Source organism: Thiomicrorhabdus sp. Kp2 (assembly GCF_000478585.1).
Lineage (GTDB): Bacteria > Pseudomonadota > Gammaproteobacteria > Thiomicrospirales > Thiomicrospiraceae > Thiomicrorhabdus.
In genome coordinates, this window is record NZ_ARWI01000001.1 from 1,311,817 (window position 1) to 1,338,804 (window position 26,988).

A 26,988-nucleotide genomic window follows, 5' to 3' on the forward strand; every position below is an offset into this window, starting at 1 on the left:
TGAGACCAATGAGTACAGAAGAAAAAAGTGTATTTTCTAAAATCATCGACCGTGAAATTCCAGCCGAAATTATTTATGAAGATGATAAATGCATTGTAATCAATGACATCAATCCAAAAGCAAGAGTACATCTTTTGCTTATCCCTAAAAAACCCATTGCCACGCTTTTTGACCTTAAACCAGGTGATAAGGACTGCATGGGCCACATGATGTTACTGCTACCGCAACTTGCACAATCCCAAGGACTGGATGGATTTAAAACCCAAATCAATACGGGTGAATCTGGTGGACAAGAAGTTTTCCATATTCATATCCATCTTCTCGGCAACTAATCCTTTAACCACTGAAAGTTCAGCCAAAACAATTAAATAAAGGGCTTAAACCTCTTAATTTAATCATATTTTTAGTGCCAACAAATCATCTAATTTGGTATGATTAGCGGTCACTAAAAATAATGGCCTTAAGGTTAATAATAAAAAACCTTTAAAAACGGTACATTAAGCCACAAATTATAGAATTATTAAACGGAGCAAACCCATGGGCATTAGCATTTGGCAATTACTTATTATCTTAGCAATCGTATTAGTATTATTCGGTGCAAAACGTTTACGTAATGTTGGTAGCGACCTTGGTGGAGCAATCAAAGGTTTCAAGTCTGCTGTTAAAGAAGAAGAAGCTAAAACAGCTGAAGATGAGAAAAAACTAGAACAGAAAGACGGTCAAAACGTTTTTGATGTTGCTGCTGAAGAAAAGAAAACTGAAGAAAAATCAGAAGAGAAAAAGGACAAAGCTTAATTCGTCTTTGACTCTAAGCGCTTAACTACATGTTTGATATCGGTTTTCTTGAACTCCTCGTTATACTCGTCATTGCATTATTGGTGATTGGTCCTGAACGCATGCCTGAAGTGGCCAGAAAAATTGGCCAATTCATGGGCAAAATGCGTCGTTTTGTCAATTCCATGAAAGAAGAAGGCCAGGTTCAAGACACACTTCGTGAAATTAAAGACTCAATGAATCTAGAGGAAGAGAAACGCCAAATTGACAACATTGGTAAAGAACTAGAACAGGGTTTAAATTACAACGATATGAATTTAGATGATTTTCAAAGACCTTTTGGCGGTGAATTAACGCCAACGGAAGGCTCTTCTGGCCATCAATTCAATAAAGCGCCAGCGCAGCCGCAAATACCAGCGAATAACAACCCTGAAGCCACTGCAAATTCTACAGAGCAAACGTACGTTTCTGAACCAAAAGTTCAACCAACTGAAACGCCAATTTCTCAACCTTCTGAAGTTGAAAGTAAAGCTCCAGAAAAAGACACTTCTAAAAGTTAAACATTCAGTATGAGCAACGCCGCCCTACCACCTAACGATCAAGAAATGACTCTAGTTCAACACTTGTTGGATCTTAAAACGAGTTTAACTCGTGGTATTTTGGCTATTATTGTCTTTTTTATCATTCTGTTTCCATTTGCAAATGATATCTATACCTACATATCTGAGCCGCTAACACGTTACCTTCCTGAAGGTACAAGCATGATTGCGACGGCCGTTGCCTCGCCATTCTTAACCCCATTTAAGTTAAGTTTTGTATTAGCAATTTACTTGGCTATGCCTTTTTTGCTCTATCAGTTATGGCGCTTCATCGCACCTGCACTTTATAAACATGAACGACAACTCGTTGCTACACTCCTGTTTTTTAGTTCATTCTTATTCTATTCTGGCGGCTTATTTGCCTACTATGTGGTTTTTCCACTGGTCTTTGGTTTCTTATCGCAATCCGCCCCAGAAGGCGTTACCATCGCCACAGACATTGCGCTTTACTTAGACTTTGTTATTAAAATGTTCTTTGCATTCGGCATGGCTTTCGAAGTACCTATCGTCACCATACTGCTGATTATCACTGGGATGACAAAGCCTGAAAAGCTAAGCCATGCTCGCCCATATATTGTGGTTGGTGCATTTGTTATTGGTATGTTACTAACACCACCAGATATTATCTCTCAAACACTGCTTGCTGTACCTATGTGGCTGTTATTTGAATTGGGCTTAATCATTGGTGCGATGATTATAAAACGTCGTAAAACCGATGAGAATGAAGAGGATACTCCTCCAGAACCAAACGATTCTAGCAATACAAAAGCCCAAGAAAACCAGGCCTCTACTCAACCATCAAATCAATCAACACCAGTACAAGAGTACGAATTTGATGACCGTTATGCTGACCAAGTAGATGATGATTTAGACTGGGACGATGAATTTGATAAGATTGACTCTGAAATGGCTAAGTTAGAACGAGATTATGAAACTCGTCAAAAGGCCGACAAAGAGAAGTCAAAAAATGAATATTCTAACGACAACCAGAAAGCCAATACCTCTCCTGACACAGCTACAGCGGAAAAAAATGACGTTGTTACGTCTGAAGAATCCATTGCAAAGTCGGATAATAAAACAGATACAAAATCTTGAGTTAATCACTCGATTAACAGACTGGTTAACTCTTTTTTTACAGATAAGAATTTTCTTATCTGTAAGCACCAACATTACAAACCCTTTTAAAACCGCTTATTACCTCTTTAGTAAATCCATTCTAGTCACATTTTTATTTGTTTTTACACTTAACTCTCAAGCATCGAAAATAGATCAAAACAACCTAGCAAACCACAACAGCCCCTATTTGGCGATGCACGGTCAAGACCCTGTTCACTGGCAACATTGGCACGCAGACATACTTAAACAGGCACAAGCTCAGAACAAACTCATCTTTATTTCCAGCGGCTACTTTTCTTGCCATTGGTGTCATGTCATGCAGCATGAAAACTACCAAAACACTCAAACGGCACAAATACTCAATAAGCATTTTATATCCGTAAAAATTGATCGTGAACTGAATCCAGAACTCGATAAAACTTTAATTGAGTTTGCCCAAAAAACCACAGGACATGCAGGCTGGCCACAACATGTTATCCTCACCCCAACTGGTTACCCGTTTGCTGCTTTTATCTACCTACCGAATCAAGCCTTTAACCAGAGGTTAAACAAAATTCAATCGCTATGGCACACACAATCCCGCCAGATAGAAAAGCTTGCTAAACAAGCTGCTGAACAAGCAAACACACCTATAATTAAAACCCAGTCGAACTCTAAACCATATCTTAGCCAACAAGCATTTATCAAAAAACTTTTTGAACAGGTTAATCTCACCAAAGATGATTTAGCTGGTGGTTTAACGGGCACATCAAAATTTCCTAAAGCACCGCTATTAAATAGTTTACTAATGATTCAAGAGCTTCCTGAAGAGATTGAAGAGTGGTTGATTTTGACGTTAGAGCAGATGCAATCGGAACATTTATTTGACCATATTCATGGCGGATTTTATCGCTATACTGTCGACCCAAACTGGCAAACTCCACATTTTGAAAAAATGGCTTATACCAATGCTCTGCTCGCGCAAACCTATTTAATGGCAGGAGAAAGGTGGAATCGTCCAGACTTTTTAGATACCGCTAAACATACCCTAGCTTACCTACAGAATCATTTATATTCCCCCCAAACCAAAATGTATTTGGGCAGCCAATCTGCACTTGATAAAAAGGGCTTAGAAGGTGGTAACTATCTTTGGAGCAAAAGCCAATTGCAAAAAGCGCTTTCAAATGAAGAGTATCAAACAATCTACCAGGCCTGGTCACTTGAAAAGTCGCCCCCATATGAATTAGGCTGGCACCCAAAACCATTTACACCGAACAGATTATGGAAAAGTGTACAAATAAAACTCACAAGTAAAGATAAAGCGATTCCCACCGACACTAAAAGCATTCTAGGTTGGAATGGCTTAGTATTAAGCGCGCTCAGTCAAGCGTACTCAGTGTTAAAAGATGAACATTACCTGCTGTCAGCGCAAACCTTAGCCACCACATTAGTCAACTTAATCCAGCTGGAAAATCCGCCAAGAGCTTTGTCTGAAAACGGTTCTTTTATGGGTAGAGCCAATCTTCAAGATTATGCATTTATAAAGAGAGGGCTAGAAGATTACCAGGCCTGGTCGAATGATAAGCAATTTAACAAAACCATAGAAATGATTAACAGCGCGCTTAAAAATGATTTTCTGAGTGAGCAAGGTTGGCTATATGATGTTAATCCGATATTGGCTCAACAAACAGGCGAATGGCTAATGGCCGATAATCCGATGCCGAGTCTAACCGCTATTCTTTATTGCCTAAAACCCAAAATACCAGTTCAGAGCCAAGCAGCACTGATAGAAAATCCGCTTATGCATGCCAGTTACATAAACTCATTCGACTGTATGAAGCAAACAACAAATCCCGTAAAATAATGACTAATGACATTTTAAAAAGAAGCGCTAGATGGGCCCTTTAATCATACTGTTTGTTTTGCTGTTTATTTTAACTACGCTACCCAGCCTGTGGACAAAAGCAATTTTAAATAAACACCGCAAACCCCACCCCGACATTCCAGGAACAGGGTTGCAATTTGCTGAGCACCTCATCCAAAAACATGAACTTATTGGAGTAAAGGTCGAAGAAACCGAACAGGGCGACCATTATGATCCAGTTGATAAAGTGGTTAGAATCTCAACGGCGAATGCTCACAGCAACTCTTTAACGGCTATTACTACGGTAGCGCATGAGATTGGGCACGCCATTCAGGACAAAACCAATTATCCAGAACTAAAACAACGTACTGCACTGATTGAACGGGCTGCGATTATGCAAAAGTTTGCGGGTATTGCTTTAATGATTACCCCGTTTTTAATTCCCTTAGCCCATACACCGATGGTGGCGTTATTAACTTTTGGGGCGGGATTTGTGGCAATGGGTGTACCTGTCATTATTCATTTAAGCACACTGCCAGTCGAGTTTGATGCCAGCTTTAAACGGGCTTTACCACTGCTTGAACAAGGTGAGTATTTAAATAAAAAAGACCATAAAATCGCCAAAAAGATTTTATTTGCCTGCGCGATGACTTATGTGGCGGCATCACTCTCAAGCCTATTTAATTTATGGAAATGGCTAAAAGCGTTAAAACGTTAAAAAGTACTAACCGTTTACAACAGGTTGTAATGACACTTTGTTGCGACCAGACTCTTTTGAGGCATATAGGGCCTTATCCGCCTCTGAAACCAGATCATCTAACGTTAAGAGGTTGTTATTTGTACTCAACCCAATGCTGATTGTAATTGGTATGCCAATTTTATTCTTTGACTCTGACTCAATGAACTGTCTAACGGTTTCACATAGCGCCTGAATTTTAGATAACTCCTCATAGCCACCTAAAACACAAAACTCTTCTCCACCCAAACGGGCAACTACAAATGAATCAAACGTATCTTGAATTACATTGGCCACAAAGATTATTGCTTCATCACCTTTTGCATGACCGTAAGTGTCGTTAACCACTTTGAAAAAATCAATATCCAGCATGACCGCAAAACAGTGAGCACCACACTCCTTGATAACAGATTCCGATTTTTCAAAGAAATAACGTCGGTTATATAAATCTGTTAATGCATCTACTTGAGAAATTCTTTCCAACTTTTTATAGTTGATTGCTTGTGAGATGTTCAAGTTGACTCGAACAGTAAGCTCTTCCGCGGTAAAACCACTGTTATAAAAGTCATTCACACCATATTTCATGAGTTTGATGACCTGTGCCATATCATGGCTGTCATCACACAGCATTAAAGGCAGTTGATTCTGGGTATAATTCTCACGAATTGAACTAATCATATCCACAATCTTTTTTTCATTTTCAGAGGCGACGCCTGTCAATATTAATAAGTCTGGCATCTTACTGGGGAGGGTTTTTAAAACTGACTGACTGTCTTCAAATACAGAGATATGATAACGCTGGATATTTAACAACCCGAGTAGACGCCTCGTGGTTTTGTTATTGTCTAGTGCCAACAACCAAATATTAATATCGGAGTTCTCAACCAAAGAAATTACGGTTCTAACGGCATAATTAATCGCCGCCATACCATCTTTGATCACATAGTCTGCGACATGTTGTTTAAACATTTTTTTGCGTGTTTCTTCGGTATAGTCGGCAGTGAGTACGACCGTTGTAATATTCTTTTTTAGTAAAAGCGGAACCGAAGCACCCTCTTCAGTATCAGGGAGGTTTAAATCGGTGACACAAACCAACACCTTCACATCTGAGTCGATAACCTCTTTAGCTTCTTTTAAGCTATGAGCAGTAATAACGGGCAAGGTAGTTTGCTGGGATATTTTTTCTTGTAATAGGCTTGCCATAGCCTTCTGGTCTTCTATCACAAGAATAATATTTTGAGTCATCGCGTTACTTCAATTGGAATGTCTAGTTAATAATAATTAATCAATATAGCATAAGCATTTTTCAATCAATTACAATCACTTCTGTCTCTAATTGTAACGTCACATGATGAATTCGATGTTGCTCAAACAAGTATTGCTTAATTTCAGATAACGTTTCATCATTGATATGCAATAAATCCGTTTTAGCATGTAAGGTCATCATGACTTGATCCTCAGCAATCGCCCAAAGATGAATATGGTGTACACAAGTCAAATAATCGAAATGCGTCTCTAAATCTTCTTTAATATCCTGAATTTCATACCCAGCAGGCACCCCTTCCAATAAAAGATGTGCAGACTCTTTACACAAGCGATAAGCACCAACACCAATAATAATAGCAATCACCAGTGACAATATTGGATCAATCGGCATCCAACCTGTGTAATAAATCACAATTGCGCCTGCAATCACCGCGACTGAACCTAAAGTATCACCCAAAAAATGCAAGGTTGCGCCACGCATATTCATATTATGTTGATCGCCAGAGTGAAGAATCCAGAACACAAATAAGTTATTGAGCAAACCAATCAAGGCAATCACAAACATCTCTTTGCCCATCACCTCTTGCGGTTCAAAAAAACGATGTATCGCCATAATTACGATTCCTCCAACTATCAACAACAGGGTAAATCCATTAATAAATGCCGTTAAAATCTGAAATCGTTGATAGCCAAAAGTCATACGTGCATTGGCGGGTTTTTGCGCAATATGATACCCCCACCATGCAACGGCCAATGCCATCGCATCCGTCATCATATGTACACCATCTGCTACAAGCGCAATCGAATTAACCCAAAGACCACCAATAATCTCCACCAGCATATAACTGGCGGTAATTACCGCAGCAATCAAAATCTTGCGTTGATTGGATTTATTGGCTTTACCGATGTGGTTATGGTGATGTGATACAGGCTGAACGCTCATGCCATCTCCTAAAATGGTGGACTAATAAAGATTAGTTAACAAATACAGCAGATCCGATTGTATCACTTTGTTTTTGCCACTGACCAGGCCTGGACAGTTTCTATATCTGTTTGATTTAAAATACTCTGCGCCAAAGATTGCATCGTCGCCCCCGTTGTCATTACATCATCAATTAAAGCAATGTGTTTAAACTCTAACAACTGAGCCTTATCCACACTAAAGGCCTTTTTGAGATTTTGTCTACGCTGCTTAGCCGTTAAATGGGTTTGCGTTGGTGTATCCTTAATACGAAACACCGCTTGATTAATCAGTGGCAAACCCAGTTCTTTTGACAAAGTTTCAGCAATGAGTTGCGCCTGGTTATAACCCCGCTCTCGATAACGTGTCGCAAATAAAGGTACAGCCACAATAGCTTCAACCCCTCTAGCATCGACTCTTTCGGCCAATAATTCTCCTACAATTCTTGCATAGTGCGGTTTATTGCTATATTTCAATCCATGCACTAAATCAGTCAGCTCTTTGTCAAAATAAAAGCCAACTTGAGTACGTGAAAAAGCTGGCGGACTGACCAGGCAAGCGCCACAAAGTTTGCTGTTTTTACTTGGCTCACAACACTGCGGGCAAACCTCTATTGGCACTGACCATTCTGCAACCAAATCATCAGAGAGATCTCTGCCTTCACTGGCTTGATGAGTCAATACACATTCAGCAGGTAGCAACCAACTTTCTAGCCAATGCATCAACACTCCTTTTCTCAGCAAACTTATACGATATAATAACCTATTAAAATATTCATTCACAAAGCGCCACTTTAGTTAGACGTTTTGTCAGCACAACACGGGAATAGGGCTATGACTATGCAAAACCTTGGACAAATCCGCCATGATTGGACTCTTGAAGAAATTCGCGCCATTATGGATCAGCCTTTTAATGATTTAATGTTCCAGGCACAAAGCGTGCACCGTCAACACTTTAACCCAAATGAGGTGCAAACCAGCACACTGGTGAATATTAAATCTGGTGGCTGTGCAGAAGATTGCTCTTACTGTTCACAAAGCGCACGTAACTACACCGATATTGAAAAAGAACAGATGATGGAAGTACAAGAAGTCATCGAACAAGCTTTAGTAGCTAAAGAACGCGGTGCAACCCGTTTATGTATGGGAGCAGCTTGGCGCAATCCAAACAAAAAAGACTTTCCTCGTGTTTTAGAAATGGTACGTGTCGTTAAAGATTTAGGCTTAGAAACCTGTTTAACTTTAGGTATGTTAAATGATGACCAAGTGGCGCAACTAAAAGAAGCAGGCCTGGATTATTACAATCACAACCTAGACACCTCAGAAGCGTTTTACCCTCAAGTCATCACCACTCGTAATTACCAAGATCGCCTTGATACCATTGATAAAGTACAACAAGCTGGTATTAATGTCTGTTCTGGCGGCATTATCGGCATGGGTGAACAGCATAAAGACCGTGCAGAACTCTTAAAAACGTTTGGCAATATGCGAGTACACCCAAACTCTGTACCGATTAACTTACTGGTAGCCATTGAAGGCACGCCTTTAGCGCACATGAAAGACAAAACCGATTCATTTGAATTTATTCGAGTGATTGCCGCAGCACGTATTATTATGCCGCAAACTTATGTACGTTTATCCGCAGGACGAATGAGTTTAACTGATGAAGCGCAAGCGTTATGTTTCTTTGCTGGCGCAAACTCCATCTTTTACGGTGACAAGTTATTAACCACAGAAAACCCAGAATCGGATCACGACATCATGCTATTCAAAAAACTGGGCATTCAAATGCAGCAAAACATCAAAGCCGAAACGCAAGCCAAAAAAATGGCTGAACAAATTACTGAATTAACGGCTTAATGCAGCTAAACGGCTCAGTTTATATTGAGCCGTAATTACCTTGATGTCTATTCCAATGTCTATCAATCAGCGCTTTACTCCTCTCTTACAGCAACGCGAATCAGAACACCTGTATCGCCGTCGTCCTTTGGTGTTTTCGCCACAACAACCTGTTATGCAAATTAACGGGATTGAGTGCATCAACTTTTCGTCTAATGATTATCTGGGCTTAGCCAATCATCCGCAAATCAAACGCGTATTGCTTAATGAGTTAAAGAGCGATGAGATAAGTTATGGCTCAGGTGCGGCACATCTAGTTACAGGTCACCACATCCAACATCATTTATTAGAAGATGAATTGGCGGATTGGTTAGGAACGGAGCGCGCCCTGCTGTTTTCAACTGGCTATATGGCTAACTTAGCGGTACAGCAAACTTTAATGCAAGCGGGCGATATTATTTTGGCCGACAAGCTCAATCACGCCTCTCTCATTGATGGTGCCAAGCTGTCCGATGCCGATTTTAAACGTTACCCTCATTTAGATATGCAAGCACTTGAACGCCGTTTACAAGATGCTCAAGCCAACCATAGCCAAGCGCTGATTGTGACCGATGGCGTTTTTAGCATGGATGGCGATATGGCACCCTTAAAAGAGATACAACAACTTGCCCAAGTTTACCAGGCCTGGTTGTTTGTGGATGATGCGCACGGTATTGGCGCTTTAGGAAAACACGGTAAAGGCTGTTTTGAACACTTTGGTTTACAACCTGATGAAAACACGATTATTGTGGGCACCTTAGGTAAAGCCTTTGGCACATCAGGTGCATTTGTAGCAGGTAGCCAAACCTTGATTGAAGCTTTGATTCAGTTTGCACGACCTTACATTTACACCACCGCTATGCCACAACTCAATGCCTTAGCGATTCGTGAAGCCCTAAAATTGATTAAAGAGGGAGAGGCTTCACGTGAAACCTTACAAAAAAATATTCAACACTTTAGAGAAGGCGCTCAAAAAATAGGGTTAACGCTTTGGCCAAGCAAAACGGCCATTCAACCGATTATGTTAGGTAAAAGTGAGTTGGCAATCGCTTGGAGTGAGGCCTTAAAAAAAGCAGGTTTTTGGGTAAGTGCCATTCGCCCACCTACCGTACCTAAAAACCAGGCTCGTTTAAGAGTCACGCTCTCTGCTTCGCATACTACCGAGCAAATTGACCAATTACTCTTTGAATTAGAAAAAATTCAAAGCCAGTTTTCAGAATAAAGCTAGCTTTAAAGCGTTCCCAACTTCCTTAAAGCGATACTCATTAGCCTTAATCTTCGTTATACTTAAAAACATAACTACTCTAGATGGAAACCTGATATGTTCGGTTTAATTAAACAGCATAAATGGAAAAGCTTACTCCTACTTTCTCTCATCACGTTGCTGTTGCTGCTTCCTTATTTATTAAAGATTACCGCCAAACAAGTCATTTTAGACTACACCAAGCCATATGGTATTCAACAAGTCTCATTAGAACAGGTAAACTTAAATCTGTTTAAAGGTTCTCTTAGCATTCACAACCTTAACCTCTTTTCAGACACAATCAGCCCTCAAAAACAGACTCAAGAAGGCATTGTTCATATTGGTGAATTAAGTGCAAATATTGAGTGGCTTAGTTTGTTAAAAAAGCGTATTTTGATTCAATCACTCTATTTTTCAGACACCAATCTACCGTTTAGTTTAGAGGGTAAACAGCTCTTTTTAGCCAATATTCCGCTGACGTCAAACGACCCCAAAGAACCTGCTAAAAACCACAGTATGGTGTTATTACCAGGCCTGGATAATATTAAACTCCATAACATTCAGTTATCGCTAACACATCAATCAAAAACCACCTCTTTTGCTATTAAAGACCTTAACCTTAACCATTTATACGCTTGGTCAAATGGTTATGGTCGCCTGCAATTTAAGGCCTATTTAAATAAAAGCCTAATACAAACCAACCTACAACTGCACCTATTTGCGGATGAACCGAAAATCATCGGAACCCTAAAAACAACACAACTCAATGCGTCAGAATTTAAACAATTTTTACCTAAACTCGATTTTGATTTTCAAGGTCTATTAGATACCGACATCACCTTTACCCTAACACAAACCGATAAGGGCCCAACCCTGTTTCAACAAGGTAATATCACACTTAATCAAGTGAATTTTACTCAAAAAGAGACTCAAGCTAATCTGCAAACGCTTAACTGGAAAGGCGACTTTTACTATAGTGAGCAACCCACAAAAACCATCGAACTTGATGGAAACTTGACGTTACAAGAATTTAACGCCCAAAAAGCCACTCAACAAATGGCCATCGCACAAACAGCCATAACAGGTAAAACCACTTTATCTTTTGCTAAAAACATGACAATTGAGTCTTCTGAAAACGTATCCATTTCTGGCTTAACCCTAAACGACTCCGCAAATAAACAAAACCTTTCAACGGATTTGAGCGCCAAGCTAAATGCAAACATCTTAATTGAAGGTGACAAGGTCAGTGTAAACCAACAAGGGAGTTTGTCACTGACTAATCTAACGGGCTCTCAAGAAGCACTGCGTGCGCAACTCGAAAAATTCAACTGGCAAGGTGATTTAAACCTGATTGCAGATCAAAACGTAGCGCTCAACTCTAGGGGTAAACTTCAGCTTAACCAATTTAAACTCAATAACAGCCAAACAAAAACCATTATTGCTCAATCAGAAACGGCAAAAATAGACCAAGTTACAATTAACAATCTAAACTCTATTGTTTTAAAAGACATTGCTTTCAATAATTTTTCCATTGCCAATCACAATAAACAACCAGGCCTGGTAACTTTGCAAAACCTCTCTTTAACCCAAGCGGAATATCTTAAACAGGCTGAAGATATGTTTGTCGACTTGGGCAAATTATCCATTAACGGCAGTGAAACACACCTAAGCATTAATAAAGAGGGGAAAGTGACTGAAATCAACCACCTGCTTAGCGCGCTACCACTTCAACAGCCCTCTACAAAAGAGCAGGCCACCAAAGAATTAAATACCGATTCTAAAAAACCAAAATCTGCCAAGAGTAACACTTTTAACTATCAGCTCGCCTCTTTGAATATTTTAGGTAAAAATCCCATTTATGTTGTTAATGAACAAGTAACCCCTCCAATTCGTAAAACATTACAACTTGAACAATTTTCCGTCGGAAAAATTGCCAGTAAACAACCTCAAAAACTAACCGACTATAGCTTAAAAGTCGTATTTGATGAGTTTAGCCACTTAACCAGCCATGGTTCTTTGAGCCCTCTAGAACCAACCAAAAACTTAAGTGCAACCACTAAGCTGGACAGCTTATCTCTGGTTGAGTTTTCACCTCTTGCTGAAGGCAAAGTCGGTTATCAAATTGCCAGTGGTCAAGTTTCTGCAGAACTTGAAACCAGGATTAAAGACAATCAAATTGATACCCAAAACAAACTGCACCTTAATAAGTTTGAACTAACAAATGTCGATAATGAAAAAAGCGCTCAACTTGAAAAAGGCTTCCCTATTCCGCTTAAAACGGGCTTAGCAATGTTAAAAGATAAAAACGATAACATTGAGTTATCTTTGCCTGTTCAAGGAGACCTAAGCAACCCTGACTTCAATATTAATGATATTATTTCTACGGCATTAGGGAGTGCGATTGCAGGCGCATCACGCACCTACCTCCTTTTAGCACTACAACCCTTTGGTGCCATTGCATTAGCAGGTGAATACGCTTTAGACAAAGCCTCAGCCATCACCCTACAAGCGATCGATTTTCAACCAGGATTCGCTGGTCTTAACCCCTCAATGCAAAGCTACCTAAAAAAGATAACCAAACTGCTCGGGGAACGTAAAGCCATCCAAATTAAAGTCTGTGGTGGCGCTACCGAGGCCGATCGCATGGCGCTTAAACAAGCGGCTATCAGAGAGGCTATTGAAAACCAGGCTAACAAAGAAAGCTCCAAGCAATCTGATAATCAACAAAATTCTGCAAAAATCACCGTGCCAGAGATTACCATCAGCAATGCCCAAATGCTTAAACTCGCTGATGAACGTCAAAAAGCCATTAAACGCTACTTAATCAAAATGGGAGCCGCCAGTAATCAAGTGGTGATATGTAAACCTGAGATTATAAAAGGGAGCTCAAAAGCACAGGTCAAACTCACCATTTAACGCGCTATAAATACAAACACATAAAAAAAGAGTTTAACCCAGTAAAGCGTTATACAGGCCAGGCTAAAAAACGCTAAAATACTCGCATGAAATTAAACACCATCATCATCCCATCCTTTGATAAAAATCAAAAGGCCAATCCAAATCTCACGCTGATTCATGGTTGGGGTGCAGAAAGTCGCGTTTGGGAACAGTGGGCTAAAGAGAAGTTTGCACCGTTTTACACCGTCACCCTTATCGATTTACCTGGTTTTGGCGAAAGCCCTGCTTTAGCGAATAGCGATACCATTGAAGACGACTGGATTAACGCACTTCTTGAAGTATTACCTGAAAAAACACACCTTTTGGGATGGTCATTAGGTGGTCTATTAGCCCAGCAAATTGCGCTACGTTCTCCAGAAAGAGTCCAAAGTTTAATCTGTTTAGCCACGACACCGCGTTTTACTCAAAATGATGGCTGGCAACGTTCCGTTAGCCCAAAAATCATCGGCGACTTTATCCAAGCCATTAGCCTTGAAGTTTCAGCTGTATTAAAAAAGTTTTGGCGATTACAACTACAAGGCTCTGAAAACAGTCGTACCTTAATGAAAGAACTGGTTCAACACATGTCTAGCCGTAATATGCCCAAAATCAAGCCACTCAATCAAGGATTGATTTTGCTCAAAGACATGGATAACCGTGAGCAATTAAAAACCTTAACCATGCCTACTTTATGGTTGCTCGGTGAACGTGATCCGCTTATTCCACAAGATATTCGCCTAAATTTAGTTGAACTACAACCCATGGCACAAGTTCAAATTATTCCAGGAGGAAGTCATATCCCTTTCTTCTCCCAACCCAACGAAACAGCGGATTTCATTCTCCAATTTTTAAACAACAACCGCTCTTAATCTCAATATTATTCAATTTAAAAAGCCATTTAATATGCAAAACTTTAGCCGTCAACATATCCAAAAGCACTTTAATCATGCCGCCCCCAGCTATGATGATGCCGCCATTTTGCAAAAAACCGTGGCCGACCGTATTGATGAACGTTTAGAGCTCACCACCATTGAGCCAAAAACCATTTTAGATTTAGGAGCTGGAACAGGGTTACTCACTGAGAAAATCATTAAACGCTACCCCACTGCAGAAATTTTTGCGGTGGATCTATCTGCCAAAATGTTAGAAATTGCAGCCCCTCGATTACAAGCACCTCGCTGGTCTAAACTGCCTAATAGACTCAATCAGTTTTTAAAAAACTGCACTATCACTAAAGGTTTCGCCACTCGCAAAGCGGCAAAACCAGTTAATGCTGATGTTTATCAACTGCCATTTGCCGATAACAGTGTTGACCTAATTGTGAGCAACCTAATGTTGCAATGGTGTGATGATTTAGACCGCGTATTTCAAGAGTTTAGACGAGTCTTGCGTCAAGAAGGCTTAATTATGTTTACCACCTTTGGCCCAGACACCCTAAAAGAGCTGAAGCAGGCCTGGCAAACGGCAGATGCAGACTACGAACATGTGAATAATTTCATTGATATGCATGATATTGGCGATGCTTTAATTCGTTCTGGCTTTGGCCAGCCCGTAATGGATATGGAAATTTTCACCTTAACTTATGACAAACCGATTGGTGTCTTAAAAGACTTAAAAGCGATTGGTGCCACCAATGCCAATAAACAGCGTAATTCTGGCCTTATGGGTAAACAGCGATTTGCTTTAATGCTCAATGCCTATGACGAATTAAGAAACCCACTAGATAATAAAGTACCTGCCACCTATGAAGTGGTACACGGACATGCCTGGGCCGCACAAGAGGTTATTAAAGGCCCTAACCGCGACAAATCAGGGCATATTGAAATCTCATTAGATGAGTTTTCTAAGCAACTCAAAAAATAATCTCGTTACTAAATTGACTGCCAGTCAATTTACTTAGTTAAGAAAAACCAACTCAAAGATATTTTCACTCTTCAATCTAGGTTTTCAATAAATTAAGCGTAGAATGAAAATATTGAAACCAATTTTTTGGGGAGTTGTCATGAATATACCTAGCTACCTACTAGCATTTAAGCACTTAAAACTTACGCACCTAAAACTTAAACAGCTTATTTTTATTGCGGTTTCAGTCACTCTTTTGAGTGCTTGTAGCAGTATTCCTGTTACGCAAGATTACAGCAACCGTAGTGCTTTAGTAAACCACCAAACCTATCAATGGCTACCATCAAGCATGCAAACCTCACCGAGCGCGCAGCAGCTTAAAAGTAGCCAACCTTTTATTACACAACGTATTGAAAAAGCAATTATGAATAACCTTCATCAACGTGGTGCTTTAATGGTGCGAGAAGCCCCCCAAGCTTATGTCAGTTACCACTATTCAGTAAGTGAAACACAGGTCGTTACCCCAAACACTACCATTGGTTTTGGCTGGCACAGTCGTAATATTGGTTTTGGTTCACGGTTTCCAATGGATTACGATACCGAAACCTATCGTGATGCAAAGTGGGCGATTGATATTTATGATGCTAATGGTAAGTTAATTTGGCGGGGTGAAACAACCAGGCCTGTAGAAAGTTTTAGCACCCCTCAAGAATCAGAGGCTTATACACAGAAGGTAGTTGATGCCATTATGCAGCAATATCCGCCAAAATAACCCTGGACTATCTTCACCACCGATAGGCTTATCGGTTGTTTTTTATGGATACAAAAAAGCCCATTTTACCCTATGCTCACACGTCATAGATGGCCTGAGAACATGCCAGGCCTGGTAAAACGGGCTTTAAAGTTTATGGACTTAAAAGCCCATAAACTACTGTATAAACTTATTTTGAAGCCGACAGAACGTCTGATTTCAGATAGTTTTGAAAGCTCTCTTGGTCGTTAAAGGTTTGGCTCTTTACCACTTCTAAACCCTTCAGTTGTAAAACCAAAACAGACTCTTTATCCGCTTCACCCAGGTTCATCGCAACTAACTGAGAATCCTCTTTAATTAACGCAATCGGAAAGGCATAGTCACGCATTTTAGGCAGAGCAAACATCTTGGTAATAAAGCCTGGCATTCCAGAAATATCGGCAATATAAACCAACTTATGTTGAGCTAAATCACTTAGTTCTAAGTCAGCAAAAGTGGCTTGCACTATTTTACCCGCATCTTTCACTTGAGTAACAATCACCCACTGTGTTTCAGCATTAAGCTCAACTGGCTTTTCCCACTGGTTTTCAAATTGTTGAGCCGTTAGCGTTTGTGCTTGTGCACTAAACGCCAATAACATCATAAATACCGCGATTAGCTTTTTCATTATTGAGCAGCCTTAGAAAAACTGAATGCGCCACGAATATCGCCTTGCTTATATCCCATTGCTTTATCATCTGGGTAAAATTTAGCAATCGCCGCTTTAATTGGCTCTGCCACATTTTCTCCATGACACTTCAAGCACACTTCACCTGTTGGTAAAGGTTTCATATAACGGAATTTTGCCTCATCGCCAACATGCACGACTTCAGAAAATTCCATTTTTTGAACAGGTTGACCTTCGGCTTTTAGTTTTTCAAAATTGTTTAATACTTGAGTTTCCCAAGCATCTGGATTGGCCATAGCACCACGAGGTTTTAAACTTACACGAGTCACTGTCCAACCTGATTTTTCAGCTAAATCTAAAGCAATTTGTGGCGCTTTAGAGTGACAAAAACCTACGGCATGAACTGGCCCGCCTTCTTTCATTGCTTTTTGCAACTCTGGTTTAAGTTCGCCACCAAAGGCTTTCATTAATGAACGCGCTTCGTTTAAGTTTGCTTCTGTTGCTTCTGGTGATAGCTCAACTTTAGAGGCGACTTTATCAGATGATGACATCGCCATGGCTGATAAAGAAGTTCCTAATAACGCTACGGTAAGCAGTTTAAATTTCATAATTGTTCCCTTTTGTTTCTTAATTTATTGAAATAATAAAAGTCGTTTATTTAATTAGCATTCTATGCAAACAAAACGATAAAGCAATAATTTTATATCCATATAAATTATATTGATTTATAGATTAACTACAGGGTAAAACAAAAAAGCCACTCTACCAGGCCTGGTAGAGTGGCTTTAAACAGCTTATTTTTAACAACTTGATTTCAAATGGTTATTTAGTATTTAATCACTTTTTTATTTAATCACTTTTTTAACTGATGCCACATTGTTATGTAATGCTTCAACCAATACCTCTTCACCTACTGAAACATCATTTTTATCCACAACTTTGTATGCCCAAGTTGTGCCTTTATACATTAATCTTGGCTCACCGCCATGGTTAACAATGGTGCCAGTCTCGCCTGTTTGCATGGTTTCCAGTGGTAAATCCTCTTTTTGCAAACCTTTTACTAATAGCGGCCTTAAAGCAAAAATCAACACACCGCTTAACACCATTGTTACCAATACTTGCAACTCACCAGATGGCCACTCTACAAAAAAACCTAAAGCCCCAATGGCCACAAAGGCGATGCCAAAAAACAGAATAACAAATGTGCCTATGAGTAATTCAAAGCCTAACAATGCCACACCAATCGTCAACATGATCCATGCAGGTATGACTTCTAATATATTTTCCATCTCTCTAAAACCTTTATCTTCAACACGTTAATCTAACTTAGATTATTTTACGGATGATCCGTTTTGATTTAACAGGCCTGTTAAAGCCACTAAAGAACCAACCATTTCTGAGGTTTCCACTGGCACCACAATTTTATTGGCTGAATCACTTCCCGCCAGTTCAGAAAATGCAGCAATACGATCTTTAGCCAATAAAAACTCTGCCGCACTGCCATTGCTCGCCATGGCTTGGTTAATAACTTCCATCGCTTTCTGTTCACCTAAAGCCAGTTGTTCTTTTTCATATTTTTGTGCATCCGCCATACGTTCAACGGCTTCGGCTTGTTTAAATGCCTGTTGACGTTCACCTTCAGCCTGCATAATAAGCGCGTTTTTATCTCCTTCCGCTTCCGTCTCGGTGGCGCGACGACGACGTTCCGCTTCCATCTGCAGCTCCATCGCACGTTGAACGGCTTCTGGTACAGAGATATCTGCGACTTCAACACGGGTCACTTTTGCGCCCCAAGTAGAACTTGCTAAATCTAATGCGGTGAGTAACGAGGCATTCAAATCGGCTCGTGAGCTGAGGGTTTCGTCCAATTCCATGCGACCAATTTCAGCACGTAGCGTGGTTTGCGCCAGCTGAGCTATTGCTACTTTTAAATCTTGAATTTCATAGGTGGCTTGCTTGGCATCATTTATACGAATAAAGACAACTGCATCAATTTGAATACTGACATTATCCTTGGTAATCACAGCCTGTCGTGGCACATCAATAATCTGCTCTTGGGTGGAATAGTGTGATCTGCGCTGGTCAACAAACGGCACAATAAAGTTAATACCAGCATCTAAAGTACGGTGGTATTTTCCTAACCGCTCTATCACCCATTTTTCAGCCTGGGGCACAATTTTTACCGCCAAAATAAAATAGATAATAATTAAGGCTGATACTGTTCCAACAAAACCTAAAAAATCCATAAGACACTCTCCTAATAAAAAGTATTTATTTGAGACCTTTTAGCCTGTTGGACACCAAGGTCTGACCTTATTTTTGAAAACTAAAACGATTGAGCTATCTTAACGCAATATTTAGCAATAATGCTTACAACAATTAGAATAAATTTTGATTTTGCCTTTAATACATCTCTTGTGGATCCACATCAATGCTCCAACGCACTTTACGGGTTAAGGGACTGTTATAGATATGAGGGTGCATTTCAGACAATAGGCGGTGTAAGTCGGCTCGATTGCTTGATTGCAACATTAATTGATAACGGTAACGACCTTGACGACGTAACATGGGCGCAGAAACGGGTCCCCAAAAATCAATATTACCTTCAACCAGTTTTGATTCTTGCCACTGTTTCCAATAATTTTCTAACCCCGCTTTTAGCGAATGTAAAAAGGCCATGCCATCATTTGGCTGAGTGGCTTCGGCTCGAATCAAAATTTGATATTTATAAGGAGGCAGCTTGGCTTTTTGACGCTCCTCTAACGCTTTTTCAGAAAAAGCGGAGTAGCCTTTTTGTACCAGGGTGGTTAATAAAGGGTGGTCTGGATGATGGGTTTGAATCAATACTTCACCTGGCTTTTCGGCACGTCCTGCACGTCCTGAAACCTGTAAAATCAGTTGTGCCATTCTTTCAGATGCTCGGTAATCGGCACTAAACAAACCTTGGTCAATATCCAATAAACCCACCAAGGTCACATTCGGAAAATCATGGCCTTTGGCCAACATTTGCGTACCAATCAAAATATCCGTTTCACCACGCTGCGCTTTACCAGTAAGTTCGGCCATAGATCCTTTTAGACGAGTGGTATCTCTATCCACTCGTAAGATACGTTTATCTGGAAACCACTCTTGAATGGTCTCCTCTAAGCGCTCGGTACCTTGCCCGACTTTTACAAACTCTTCGCTACCACAACTTGGGCAACATGAGGGTTTTGCAAGCTGTTCATCACAATGATGGCATTGCAAATAACCTAAGTCGGCATCGGGCTGATTAGGGTCGTAGATACGATGAAAAGTCATATTAGCATCACAACTTGGGCAAGCCGCTTGCCAACCGCATTCATGACACATTAGAACTGGCGCAAAACCACGGCGATTTAAAAACAGTAATACTTGACCATGGTTTTCTAGGTGTTTTGTCATGGCGGTTTTTAACGGACGAGAAACCCCCTCTTGTACTTTTTCACCTCGAATATCCAATAATTTGAGGGATGGCAATTTGGCCACGCCCGCACGTTGTTTTAAATGCAGATGTTGATAGCGCCCTGTTTTGGCGTTATAAAGTGTTTCTAAACTGGGTGTGGCCGAACCTAATACGACGGGAATTTTTTCTCGGAAAGCACGCTGCACAATCATATCGCGTGCTGAATAACGAAAACCTTCTTGCTGTTTATAAGAGAGGTCGTGCTCTTCATCAATAATGCATAGGCCGAGGTTTTCAAATGGGGTAAATATCGCTGAGCGTGTACCCAATAACACTTTAATTTGCCCTGTACGAATGAGATGCCAAGCGCAATGGCGTTCAGAATCATTCAAGCCTGAATGTAAGGCGGCCACTCGTGTTTGTAAAAACGCTTCAAAACGAGAAACCATTTGTGGCGTTAAACCAATTTCTGGGACTAAAACCAACACCTGCTTATTTTGTTCAAGCATCGTCTGAATCATGCCTAAATAAACTTCTGTCTTACCGCTCCCCGTAATCCCTTCGAGCAAATAGGCTTTAAATTCAGCGCAATTCACCTTGTTACCCGTAACGGCATTCACGGCGGCTTGTTGGGCGTCATTTAAAGTATGGTTGGGTGCGTTTGGGTAATCACTTTCTCGTAGGCAAGGCCCATAGGTCGATTCTAACCAGCCATTTTCAGTGAATTTTTTTACGCTACTTCGCCAGTTTTCTAGCTCGGCATTTAAGTCCGATTCGGACTTCAGTTGATTCTCTGAAAAAGCGTTAAACACCGCACGCTGGCGTAAAGCACGTTTTGAAATATCGTCCAATGTTTTGCTCTGACCTTGAACTGATAATCGCCAATATTGCATACCATTTATTTCAACGTCTTCACCAGCACGCAGACGTTTTGGCAAAGCCGCCATCACCACTTCACCAATCGGCTCATGGTAATAATGGCTTGCCCAATTCAGTAAATCGATTTGCTTTAGTCCTAAAATCGGCTTGCTATCAATGACCTCCGTAACGGCTTTAATTTTACTGAGCTCATAGTCTGCTGAGTCACTGATTGCCATGACAAAACCCAGTATTTTTTTATTTCTAAACGGTACCCACACTCGCCCACCAACCACCGCTTGTGGCTGCTGACCAGAGAGCAAATCGGTTTCAAGCAAATAGTCTAAAGGAAATAAAAACGGGCCTGGCACGGCGACCTTGGCGATTTTAAATGTCGGCAAATTAAATCTCTAATTGTAAATAGGCGGTTCAACCTCACAAAGGTTATAAAAAGCCTAATTTGTGGTTTTTAATGTAAAAGCATTTTACCGCTATTCGATTCTTCTGGGCGAAAACTCTCTTTTGTGCAATAACAATTCACAAACTTTCACATTTGTTGCAATTTGTTATTCTAGACTTGGAACTAAGGGATAACCCAAGTTAACAAAATTAACCAAATCAACCGCCGTTATCTAAACAAAAATTCACTCTCAGGAGATACCAACATGTTAAAAAAATTAACTGTCATTCTATTGAGTAGTTCTGTTTTATTGGCCTCTGGATGTGCCACATCACAATCGGTGAAAGTCAGTAGCCACCATCAAGTTTCACCCAGCACCCATGTCAGCTTATATTTTAGTTCAAGCGACCGTGCACGAATTAAAGGCTACTACCTATATAACTATAGGGATATGCGACGTATGCCTCCTCGGCATAAAAAACGTCACACTCGAAACTTTGAACGTCATCACGCTCTACCAAGACATTTAAGTTATACACGTCTACCTTATGAATTAGAGAGACATTTACCTCCGTTACCACGCGACTACATTCGAATTCGGATTGGCGAAGACATCGCCATTATGAATACACGAACCCGTGTGATTTACGATGTGATGTGGTTTTTAGAATAACCTCTATTTAACACACATTAAAACAACCAGGCCTGGTAACTCTAAAAGCCGGGCTTTGTTGACAAGTAAAATGAGGAATTGTTATGAAAACGTTCAATACACATAAAGTGGTTATATTAGCTCTATTAGCAATAGCAACAACGGGTTTAACAGGTTGTATGCATCATACAGTGGTCTCTTCACACCCTGTTTCACATGCGCATCACAACAAAGTACTAATCAGTTCCAATAGTGCTTACTATGAACGTTATGGATATCCATCTTCATACTATGAGCCACACTATCAACCTAAAACCATTGTGGTGAAAAAGGTGAAAGTTGTACCAGTTAAGACCATTTATAAAGACATCCATTATAAAAACCATCATCACCACAAACCCATCCACTCAAAACCACATAGACCAGAATCGAAAACCGTTTATAAAAAACACGACAAGCACCATAAAAGCGTCACTTCACAGAAAAGAATGCCGATTAAACATTATGATAAACCCAAAATAATGCATGAAAATAGCCTTACTAAAAACCGTTATGCAAACATGAAACCCCAAAAAGAGAAGAATCATAAAGAACGAAAAAACGATAGATCAGACTCTCAAACAGAAAGAAAATCGCATTACAAACAGCAAGCCAATGCTCGTTAATTAGGCCAAACCTGCTCTGTTAAAACCTCATGCGCTTTACAAAACCGAGGGGGAATTTAACCCATTTTAGCTAAAGATTCTTCATACAAAGAGCTCTATAATGAGAAAGTACCCGTTAAATGGGTAAAAACGTTAAAATACAAACTATTATTTACTCATTATTTAGACTCTTTTAGCTATGTCGTTATCTGAAAAATTGTTAAGTTTTGTGATTAAACAAAACCATTTCCAAAAAAACTTAGGCCAAGTTGTCGCCTGGGGAACATTATCACTCGTGTTAATTTCTGCTTTGGTTGTCGTATTGCGTTATGGTTTTAATGAAGGTTCTATCGCTCTACAAGAAAGCGTTATGTATAACCATGCTATTTTGTTTATGCTCGGCATTGCTTATACCTATGAACAAGATAAACACGTTAGAGTGGATGTGTTTTATAGCCAGTTTAATGAACGACAAAAAGCCTGGACGAACCTTTTAGGCACACTCTTTTTTGCTCTACCTGTTATGACCTTTATTATTTGGTCTGGCTGGGAATATGTAACCACTAGCTGGCAAATTCAAGAAGGTTCTGCAGAAGCTGGCGGACTCGCCTATTTATATATTCTTAAAACCTTTATTCTCATTATGGCAGGCCTGGTAAGTTTGCAAGCCTTATCCATTCTAATTCAGTCGGCTTTAACCCTGTTTTCAGAACCTACCCTAATAATAGAATCAGACGCTGATCATAATATTGAAACGGAGGGTAAACTCTAATGGAATGGTTAGCCCTTGTTTTATTTGCTTTGGTATTTATTGCCCTTTTAACGGGCTTTCCAGTTGCTTTTACTCTAGCTGGTGTCTCTTTAATTTTTGCTTTATTTGCCAATTTATTTGGCGTATTTGATATGGCTTTTTTGCAAAGTATTCCTAACCGAATCTTTAGCATTATGAATAACAGCAATTTAATTGCGGTACCGCTTTTTGTCTTTATGGGCATTATGCTTGAGCAATCTAAAATCGCCGAATCTCTATTGCAAACCATGGAAGAGGTCATGCGCGGCGTAAAAGGCGGATTAGGGATTGCCGTGATTATAGTGGGTGCGCTATTAGCAGCCAGCACGGGGATTGTTGGTGCAACAGTTGTCACCATGGGCTTACTTGCCTTGCCTACGATGTTAAAACAAGGCTACTGCCCTAAAGTTGCCAGTGGCACTATTTGTGCGTCGGGCACTTTAGGACAAATTATCCCGCCATCTATCGTGCTGATTTTATTAGGTGATGTACTCTCCTCTTCTTACCAACAAGCGCAGTTAAATCAAGGTATTTTCTCACCTGAAACCTTATCGGTTGGTGATCTGTTTGTAGGTGCCTTGTTACCAGGCCTGCTATTGGTAGTGGCCTACATGGGTTACATTATATTTAAAGCGATAACCAAACCAGAACAGATTCCAAACCACTCTGGCGAACCCGTTGCACCAGGTCTGCTAGGTCGCGTAATTAAAAGTTTATTACCGCCGCTATTACTCATCTTATTGGTATTAGGTTCTATTTTAGGTGGCTTTGCTACTCCAACCGAAGCGGCATCTTTAGGTGCGTTGGGTGCCTTGTTACTGGCATTGAGTAATCGCAAACTAGACATCGCCACATTGCAAACCGTTATGCAAAATACCCTTCAAGTCACCAGTATGATTTTCTTAATTTTTATTGGTGCAGCTTTTTTCTCGCTGGTTTTCCGAGGTTTGGGTGGTGATGACTTAATTACCGAACTGCTTACTGATTTACCTGGTGGCGTTTTTACGGCCATGTTAATTGTTATGGTATTAATGTTTATTTTAGGGTTCTTTTTGGACTTTATTGAAATCACCTATGTCGTGGTACCAGTGGTCGCGCCTATTTTATTGATGATGGGGGTAGACCCAATTTGGCTAGGTATTATGATTGCTATTAACCTACAAACAGCTTTTTTAACCCCGCCATTTGGTTTTGCTCTTTTCTATTTACGAGGTGTGGCACCACCAGAACTGAAAACCACCGACATTTACAAAGGCACGATTCCCTTTATACTCATACAATTAGGTATGTTAGGGGTTTTAGCGATATGGCCAGAAATAGTCACCTGGTTACCAGGCCTGGTTTATTCGGCGTAAAAAAACTTGGTAATACGTAATCATGTGGCTTTCAAGAACTCTTAACATAGGCTAGAATCAGACACTCTTTCGTGACTTAACCTAACGCCAGGACGTTTTCTGCCAATGGATGTAGATCCACAATTTACAAAGCTTGAAAAAACCGTACTGCGTTTAAAAGAAGAGCGCGAAAATAAACGTGAAATTTTTGACGCTATTCACGACGGTATTATCGTATTTAAAAACAACTGGTCAGTTCAAAGCATTAACAAACAAGCTAAAAGTTTATTGTCTATAAACGATAACTTTTTACTTGAAGAGATGCCGCTTCCTCTTTTTAAAAACAAAAAGACCACCATTACATTTAAACTCGACAGCTGGCTAAAGCGCATCAAAGAAAACCCAACCTCTGAAGCCTCTGAAATTCTGATTTGGCACTCCGAACCCAGTACACTAAAAAGCACCCCCTTTCTATTCAGTGCAAAAGCGCTCTTAAATAAAAAAGGCAAGGTCAAAAATATCCTTCTAGCGATTTACGACCGAAGCATTCATAGCCAAGCCGATGAGCAAAAACGCCTAATGCAAGCCGCTTTTGATAGCTACAATGCTCAATTCATTTCTAATGAAAAAGGCTACATCATTAAACCTAATGAAAGCTTTATTGCCATGTCAGGACTCTCCGCTGAGCGTTTAAAAAAGATGACATTAATGCAATGGATTGAGCAACAAGTTACCTTAAAAAACGATACCAATGGCTTACTTAAAAGCCTTATAGAACAACGTTTTTGGAGTGGTGAAGTTGAAATTCATCCAACTGAAGAGATGACTTTTTATGCGATATTAAGCATCTCCATGATTCTTGACTCAGAATCGAACATTGAGCATTACATTGTTTCCCTACAAAACATTACGGATATTAAAGAAGCGCACAGTCAAATTGAACACATGGCGTTTTACGACAATTTAACAGGCCTGGCAAACCGAAAACTCGCTATCGAATATATTAACTCAGCGATTAAAAATCACCGACGCCACCATACTTATAGCGCATTACTTTATATTAATATCGATCGCTTTAAGGGCATTAATGATGCGTTTGGGCGTAAAACTGGCGACCGATTTCTTAAAAAACTGGCCTATGTATTAAAGAAGGTACTGAGAGAAGAGGATCAAATTGCGCGTGTGGGTGGCGATGAGTTTGTAATCTCAACCCAAGATAGAGAATCTAACCCTGAAAATGCACTTCGCAATGCGACTAAACTTGCTCATAAGATTTCCAACGCTTTAAATCATCATTTTTTAGTTGATGAGTTAACGCTTCATAGCTCTGCAAGAATTGGCATGATTATTTACCCTGGAGAGAATGATTCAGCAGAAAGCTTACTCATCAATGCTGATTTAGCGGTTAGCAAAGCCAAGCTCGTCAAGAAAAAACATAAAATCTTTGTTTATGAACCCTCTTTAAGTGAAGAAGTTAAAAGTAAGCGCCAATTAGAAAACGATCTGATTCTTGCGCATAAAAGAGGCGAAATTGCTCTCTATTATCAAGCGCAAGTCGATTCAAACACGCAACTTCGTGGTGCTGAAACTTTGGTAAGATGGAATCATCCTGAATTTGGATTTATCTCTCCAGTTAGGTTTATTCAAATTGCAGAAGAGAGTCGTCAAATATTAAAACTGGGTGCATGGATTATGCATCAAGCCTTTTTACAGGCCAAGCGTTGGAGTAAAAAGCATCCCGACTTTAATCTTTCAATCAATATCAGTCCCATTCAATTCCATGAAGCCGACTTTATTGATAATGTCATTTCAGTACTAATTGAAACGCAAGTTAACCCTAAAAACATTACCTTAGAATTGACTGAAGGTGTATTAATTTCGGACACAGAAAGTGCCGTTGAAAAAATAGATCGTTTAGTGGAAGTGGGCTTTAAAGTCTCAATTGATGATTTTGGAACGGGTTACTCTTCGCTCAGCTACTTTCAACGGTTACCGATTAATGAGCTTAAAATTGACAAAAGCTTTATTTCAAACGTGCCCAATAGTAAAGAAGACGTCGCCATTGTTGAATCGATTGTTCGTCTTGCACAAAGTAAAAACTTACTCATAGTCGCTGAAGGCGTTGAAACACAAGAACAAGTTGATTTTTTAAAACAACAGCCTGATGACATCCTTATTCAAGGCTACTTTTATAGCAGACCCTGCCCTGCAGATGAATTTGAACGCGGTTTTTTAAAAATGAATTAAAATCCTATATATCATTTTTTTGTTCAT

The 26,988-nt window shown here is 40.0% G+C and carries 25 protein-coding genes; 17 read left to right on the forward strand and 8 right to left on the reverse strand.

Features of this window, described 5'->3' with window-relative positions; all coding sequences use genetic code 11:
* Positions 1-8: 8 nt before the first annotated feature.
* From A379_RS06180 to A379_RS06205, 6 genes are all read left to right on the forward strand, one after another.
* On the forward strand, positions 9-332 hold the full coding sequence (locus tag A379_RS06180) for a histidine triad nucleotide-binding protein (RefSeq protein ID WP_040726789.1): 324 nt from the start codon (positions 9-11) through the stop codon (positions 330-332).
* A 205-nt stretch (positions 333-537) separates the two neighbouring features.
* Positions 538-795: a Sec-independent protein translocase subunit TatA gene (tatA, locus tag A379_RS06185; RefSeq protein ID WP_040726791.1), complete on the forward strand. Its 258-nt coding sequence runs from the start codon at positions 538-540 to the stop codon at positions 793-795.
* Positions 796-824: 29 nt separating this feature from the next.
* On the forward strand, positions 825-1,334 hold the full coding sequence (tatB, locus tag A379_RS06190; protein WP_081696356.1) for a Sec-independent protein translocase protein TatB: 510 nt from the start codon (positions 825-827) through the stop codon (positions 1,332-1,334).
* Between the two features lie 9 nt (positions 1,335-1,343).
* Complete coding sequence (gene tatC / locus A379_RS06195) at positions 1,344-2,468, forward strand: twin-arginine translocase subunit TatC (RefSeq protein WP_040726793.1); 1,125 nt, start codon at positions 1,344-1,346, stop codon at positions 2,466-2,468.
* Complete coding sequence (locus A379_RS06200; RefSeq protein ID WP_198525653.1) at positions 2,404-4,332, forward strand: thioredoxin domain-containing protein; 1,929 nt, start codon at positions 2,404-2,406, stop codon at positions 4,330-4,332. The genes tatC and A379_RS06200 overlap by 65 nt, the downstream gene beginning before the upstream one ends.
* Positions 4,333-4,363: 31 nt before the next feature.
* A complete protein-coding gene (locus tag A379_RS06205) occupies positions 4,364-5,050 on the forward strand; it encodes a zinc metallopeptidase (RefSeq protein ID WP_040726797.1) in 687 nt (228 codons plus the stop codon).
* Between the two features lie 6 nt (positions 5,051-5,056).
* On the opposite strand, the gene A379_RS06210 is transcribed toward A379_RS06205, so the two are convergent.
* The 3 genes from A379_RS06210 to A379_RS06220 form a co-directional block, all read right to left on the reverse strand.
* On the reverse strand, positions 5,057-6,313 hold the full coding sequence (locus A379_RS06210; RefSeq protein ID WP_040726802.1) for a diguanylate cyclase: 1,257 nt from the start codon (positions 6,311-6,313) through the stop codon (positions 5,057-5,059).
* Between the two features lie 61 nt (positions 6,314-6,374).
* The gene (locus A379_RS06215; RefSeq protein WP_040726805.1) at positions 6,375-7,277 is read right to left on the reverse strand and encodes a cation diffusion facilitator family transporter; all 903 of its coding nucleotides are present in this window, start codon (positions 7,275-7,277) and stop codon (positions 6,375-6,377) included.
* Positions 7,278-7,339: 62 nt separating this feature from the next.
* Positions 7,340-8,017 (reverse strand): ComF family protein, encoded by a 678-nt coding sequence (locus tag A379_RS06220; RefSeq protein WP_040726807.1) that lies wholly within the window; start codon positions 8,015-8,017, stop codon positions 7,340-7,342.
* 117 nt (positions 8,018-8,134) lie between these two features.
* On the opposite strand from A379_RS06220, the gene bioB reads away from it, so the two are divergent.
* The 6 genes from bioB (at position 8,135) to A379_RS06250 (ending at position 15,966) form a co-directional block, all read left to right on the forward strand.
* A complete protein-coding gene (gene bioB / locus A379_RS06225; protein WP_040726810.1) occupies positions 8,135-9,154 on the forward strand; it encodes a biotin synthase BioB in 1,020 nt (339 codons plus the stop codon).
* A gap of 43 nt (positions 9,155-9,197) precedes the next feature.
* Positions 9,198-10,394, forward strand: a complete 1,197-nt coding sequence (gene bioF / locus A379_RS06230) for an 8-amino-7-oxononanoate synthase (RefSeq protein ID WP_040726812.1) — start codon at positions 9,198-9,200, stop codon at positions 10,392-10,394.
* Positions 10,395-10,493: 99 nt separating this feature from the next.
* On the forward strand, positions 10,494-13,331 hold the full coding sequence (locus A379_RS06235; RefSeq protein WP_040726814.1) for a DUF748 domain-containing protein: 2,838 nt from the start codon (positions 10,494-10,496) through the stop codon (positions 13,329-13,331).
* Positions 13,332-13,417: 86 nt separating this feature from the next.
* The gene (gene bioH, locus A379_RS06240; RefSeq protein ID WP_051145051.1) at positions 13,418-14,221 is read left to right on the forward strand and encodes a pimeloyl-ACP methyl ester esterase BioH; all 804 of its coding nucleotides are present in this window, start codon (positions 13,418-13,420) and stop codon (positions 14,219-14,221) included.
* A 34-nt stretch (positions 14,222-14,255) separates the two neighbouring features.
* Positions 14,256-15,215 (forward strand): malonyl-ACP O-methyltransferase BioC, encoded by a 960-nt coding sequence (bioC, locus tag A379_RS06245; protein ID WP_040726816.1) that lies wholly within the window; start codon positions 14,256-14,258, stop codon positions 15,213-15,215.
* A gap of 139 nt (positions 15,216-15,354) precedes the next feature.
* The gene (locus tag A379_RS06250; RefSeq protein WP_040726820.1) at positions 15,355-15,966 is read left to right on the forward strand and encodes a DUF4136 domain-containing protein; all 612 of its coding nucleotides are present in this window, start codon (positions 15,355-15,357) and stop codon (positions 15,964-15,966) included.
* 169 nt (positions 15,967-16,135) lie between these two features.
* Here A379_RS06250 and A379_RS06255 read toward each other — a convergent pair whose 3' ends face one another.
* The 5 genes from A379_RS06255 to A379_RS06275 all read right to left on the reverse strand — a co-directional run bounded on the left by A379_RS06255 (position 16,136) and on the right by A379_RS06275 (position 21,295).
* Positions 16,136-16,612, reverse strand: a complete 477-nt coding sequence (locus A379_RS06255) for a hypothetical protein (protein ID WP_040726823.1) — start codon at positions 16,610-16,612, stop codon at positions 16,136-16,138.
* Positions 16,612-17,220, reverse strand: coding sequence for a DUF3365 domain-containing protein (locus A379_RS06260; RefSeq protein ID WP_040726826.1), 609 nt, complete (start codon positions 17,218-17,220; stop codon positions 16,612-16,614). The genes A379_RS06255 and A379_RS06260 overlap by 1 nt, the downstream gene beginning before the upstream one ends.
* A gap of 237 nt (positions 17,221-17,457) precedes the next feature.
* Positions 17,458-17,901, reverse strand: coding sequence for an NfeD family protein (locus A379_RS12675; protein ID WP_051145052.1), 444 nt, complete (start codon positions 17,899-17,901; stop codon positions 17,458-17,460).
* A 42-nt stretch (positions 17,902-17,943) separates the two neighbouring features.
* Positions 17,944-18,858, reverse strand: a complete 915-nt coding sequence (locus A379_RS06270) for an SPFH domain-containing protein (protein ID WP_040726829.1) — start codon at positions 18,856-18,858, stop codon at positions 17,944-17,946.
* Positions 18,859-19,015: 157 nt separating this feature from the next.
* Positions 19,016-21,295 (reverse strand): primosomal protein N', encoded by a 2,280-nt coding sequence (locus A379_RS06275; RefSeq protein WP_040726834.1) that lies wholly within the window; start codon positions 21,293-21,295, stop codon positions 19,016-19,018.
* Between the two features lie 264 nt (positions 21,296-21,559).
* Here A379_RS06275 and A379_RS06280 point away from each other — a divergent pair, with 264 nt between their 5' ends.
* The 5 genes from A379_RS06280 to A379_RS06300 all read left to right on the forward strand — a co-directional run bounded on the left by A379_RS06280 (position 21,560) and on the right by A379_RS06300 (position 26,961).
* Positions 21,560-21,967 (forward strand): hypothetical protein, encoded by a 408-nt coding sequence (locus A379_RS06280; RefSeq protein WP_040726837.1) that lies wholly within the window; start codon positions 21,560-21,562, stop codon positions 21,965-21,967.
* 83 nt (positions 21,968-22,050) lie between these two features.
* The gene (locus tag A379_RS06285; protein WP_040726841.1) at positions 22,051-22,611 is read left to right on the forward strand and encodes a hypothetical protein; all 561 of its coding nucleotides are present in this window, start codon (positions 22,051-22,053) and stop codon (positions 22,609-22,611) included.
* A 178-nt stretch (positions 22,612-22,789) separates the two neighbouring features.
* Entirely contained in the window at positions 22,790-23,362 is a 573-nt protein-coding gene (locus A379_RS06290; RefSeq protein ID WP_040726843.1) for a TRAP transporter small permease subunit, read from the forward strand.
* Positions 23,362-24,735 (forward strand): TRAP transporter large permease subunit, encoded by a 1,374-nt coding sequence (locus A379_RS06295; protein ID WP_040726846.1) that lies wholly within the window; start codon positions 23,362-23,364, stop codon positions 24,733-24,735. Before A379_RS06290 ends, A379_RS06295 begins: the two co-directional genes overlap by 1 nt.
* A gap of 105 nt (positions 24,736-24,840) precedes the next feature.
* A complete protein-coding gene (locus A379_RS06300) occupies positions 24,841-26,961 on the forward strand; it encodes an EAL domain-containing protein (RefSeq protein WP_040726848.1) in 2,121 nt (706 codons plus the stop codon).
* Positions 26,962-26,988: the final 27 nt, after the last annotated feature.

Excerpts from the sequence above, each read along its gene's own strand:
- tatB (WP_081696356.1), top strand. The coding sequence starts at position 825 with ATGTTTGATATCGGTTTTCTTGAACTCCTCGTTATACTCGTCATTGCA.
- A379_RS06210 (WP_040726802.1), bottom strand. The coding sequence starts at position 6,313 with ATGACTCAAAATATTATTCTTGTGATAGAAGACCAGAAGGCTATGGCA.
- A379_RS06270 (WP_040726829.1), bottom strand. The coding sequence starts at position 18,858 with ATGGATTTTTTAGGTTTTGTTGGAACAGTATCAGCCTTAATTATTATC.
- bioH (WP_051145051.1), top strand. The coding sequence starts at position 13,418 with ATGAAATTAAACACCATCATCATCCCATCCTTTGATAAAAATCAAAAG.
- A379_RS06255 (WP_040726823.1), bottom strand. The coding sequence starts at position 16,612 with ATGAAAAAGCTAATCGCGGTATTTATGATGTTATTGGCGTTTAGTGCA.
- A379_RS06180 (WP_040726789.1), top strand. The coding sequence starts at position 9 with ATGAGTACAGAAGAAAAAAGTGTATTTTCTAAAATCATCGACCGTGAA.
- tatA (WP_040726791.1), top strand. The coding sequence starts at position 538 with ATGGGCATTAGCATTTGGCAATTACTTATTATCTTAGCAATCGTATTA.
- A379_RS06285 (WP_040726841.1), top strand. The coding sequence starts at position 22,051 with ATGAAAACGTTCAATACACATAAAGTGGTTATATTAGCTCTATTAGCA.
- A379_RS06290 (WP_040726843.1), top strand. The coding sequence starts at position 22,790 with ATGTCGTTATCTGAAAAATTGTTAAGTTTTGTGATTAAACAAAACCAT.
- A379_RS06235 (WP_040726814.1), top strand. The coding sequence starts at position 10,494 with ATGTTCGGTTTAATTAAACAGCATAAATGGAAAAGCTTACTCCTACTT.
- A379_RS12675 (WP_051145052.1), bottom strand. The coding sequence starts at position 17,901 with ATGGAAAATATATTAGAAGTCATACCTGCATGGATCATGTTGACGATT.
- bioF (WP_040726812.1), top strand. The coding sequence starts at position 9,198 with ATGTCTATTCCAATGTCTATCAATCAGCGCTTTACTCCTCTCTTACAG.
- bioB (WP_040726810.1), top strand. The coding sequence starts at position 8,135 with ATGCAAAACCTTGGACAAATCCGCCATGATTGGACTCTTGAAGAAATT.
- A379_RS06295 (WP_040726846.1), top strand. The coding sequence starts at position 23,362 with ATGGAATGGTTAGCCCTTGTTTTATTTGCTTTGGTATTTATTGCCCTT.
- A379_RS06200 (WP_198525653.1), top strand. The coding sequence starts at position 2,404 with ATGACGTTGTTACGTCTGAAGAATCCATTGCAAAGTCGGATAATAAAA.
- A379_RS06300 (WP_040726848.1), top strand. The coding sequence starts at position 24,841 with ATGGATGTAGATCCACAATTTACAAAGCTTGAAAAAACCGTACTGCGT.
- bioC (WP_040726816.1), top strand. The coding sequence starts at position 14,256 with ATGCAAAACTTTAGCCGTCAACATATCCAAAAGCACTTTAATCATGCC.
- A379_RS06260 (WP_040726826.1), bottom strand. The coding sequence starts at position 17,220 with ATGAAATTTAAACTGCTTACCGTAGCGTTATTAGGAACTTCTTTATCA.
- A379_RS06250 (WP_040726820.1), top strand. The coding sequence starts at position 15,355 with ATGAATATACCTAGCTACCTACTAGCATTTAAGCACTTAAAACTTACG.
- A379_RS06280 (WP_040726837.1), top strand. The coding sequence starts at position 21,560 with ATGTTAAAAAAATTAACTGTCATTCTATTGAGTAGTTCTGTTTTATTG.
- tatC (WP_040726793.1), top strand. The coding sequence starts at position 1,344 with ATGAGCAACGCCGCCCTACCACCTAACGATCAAGAAATGACTCTAGTT.
- A379_RS06215 (WP_040726805.1), bottom strand. The coding sequence starts at position 7,277 with ATGAGCGTTCAGCCTGTATCACATCACCATAACCACATCGGTAAAGCC.
- A379_RS06220 (WP_040726807.1), bottom strand. The coding sequence starts at position 8,017 with ATGCATTGGCTAGAAAGTTGGTTGCTACCTGCTGAATGTGTATTGACT.
- A379_RS06205 (WP_040726797.1), top strand. The coding sequence starts at position 4,364 with ATGGGCCCTTTAATCATACTGTTTGTTTTGCTGTTTATTTTAACTACG.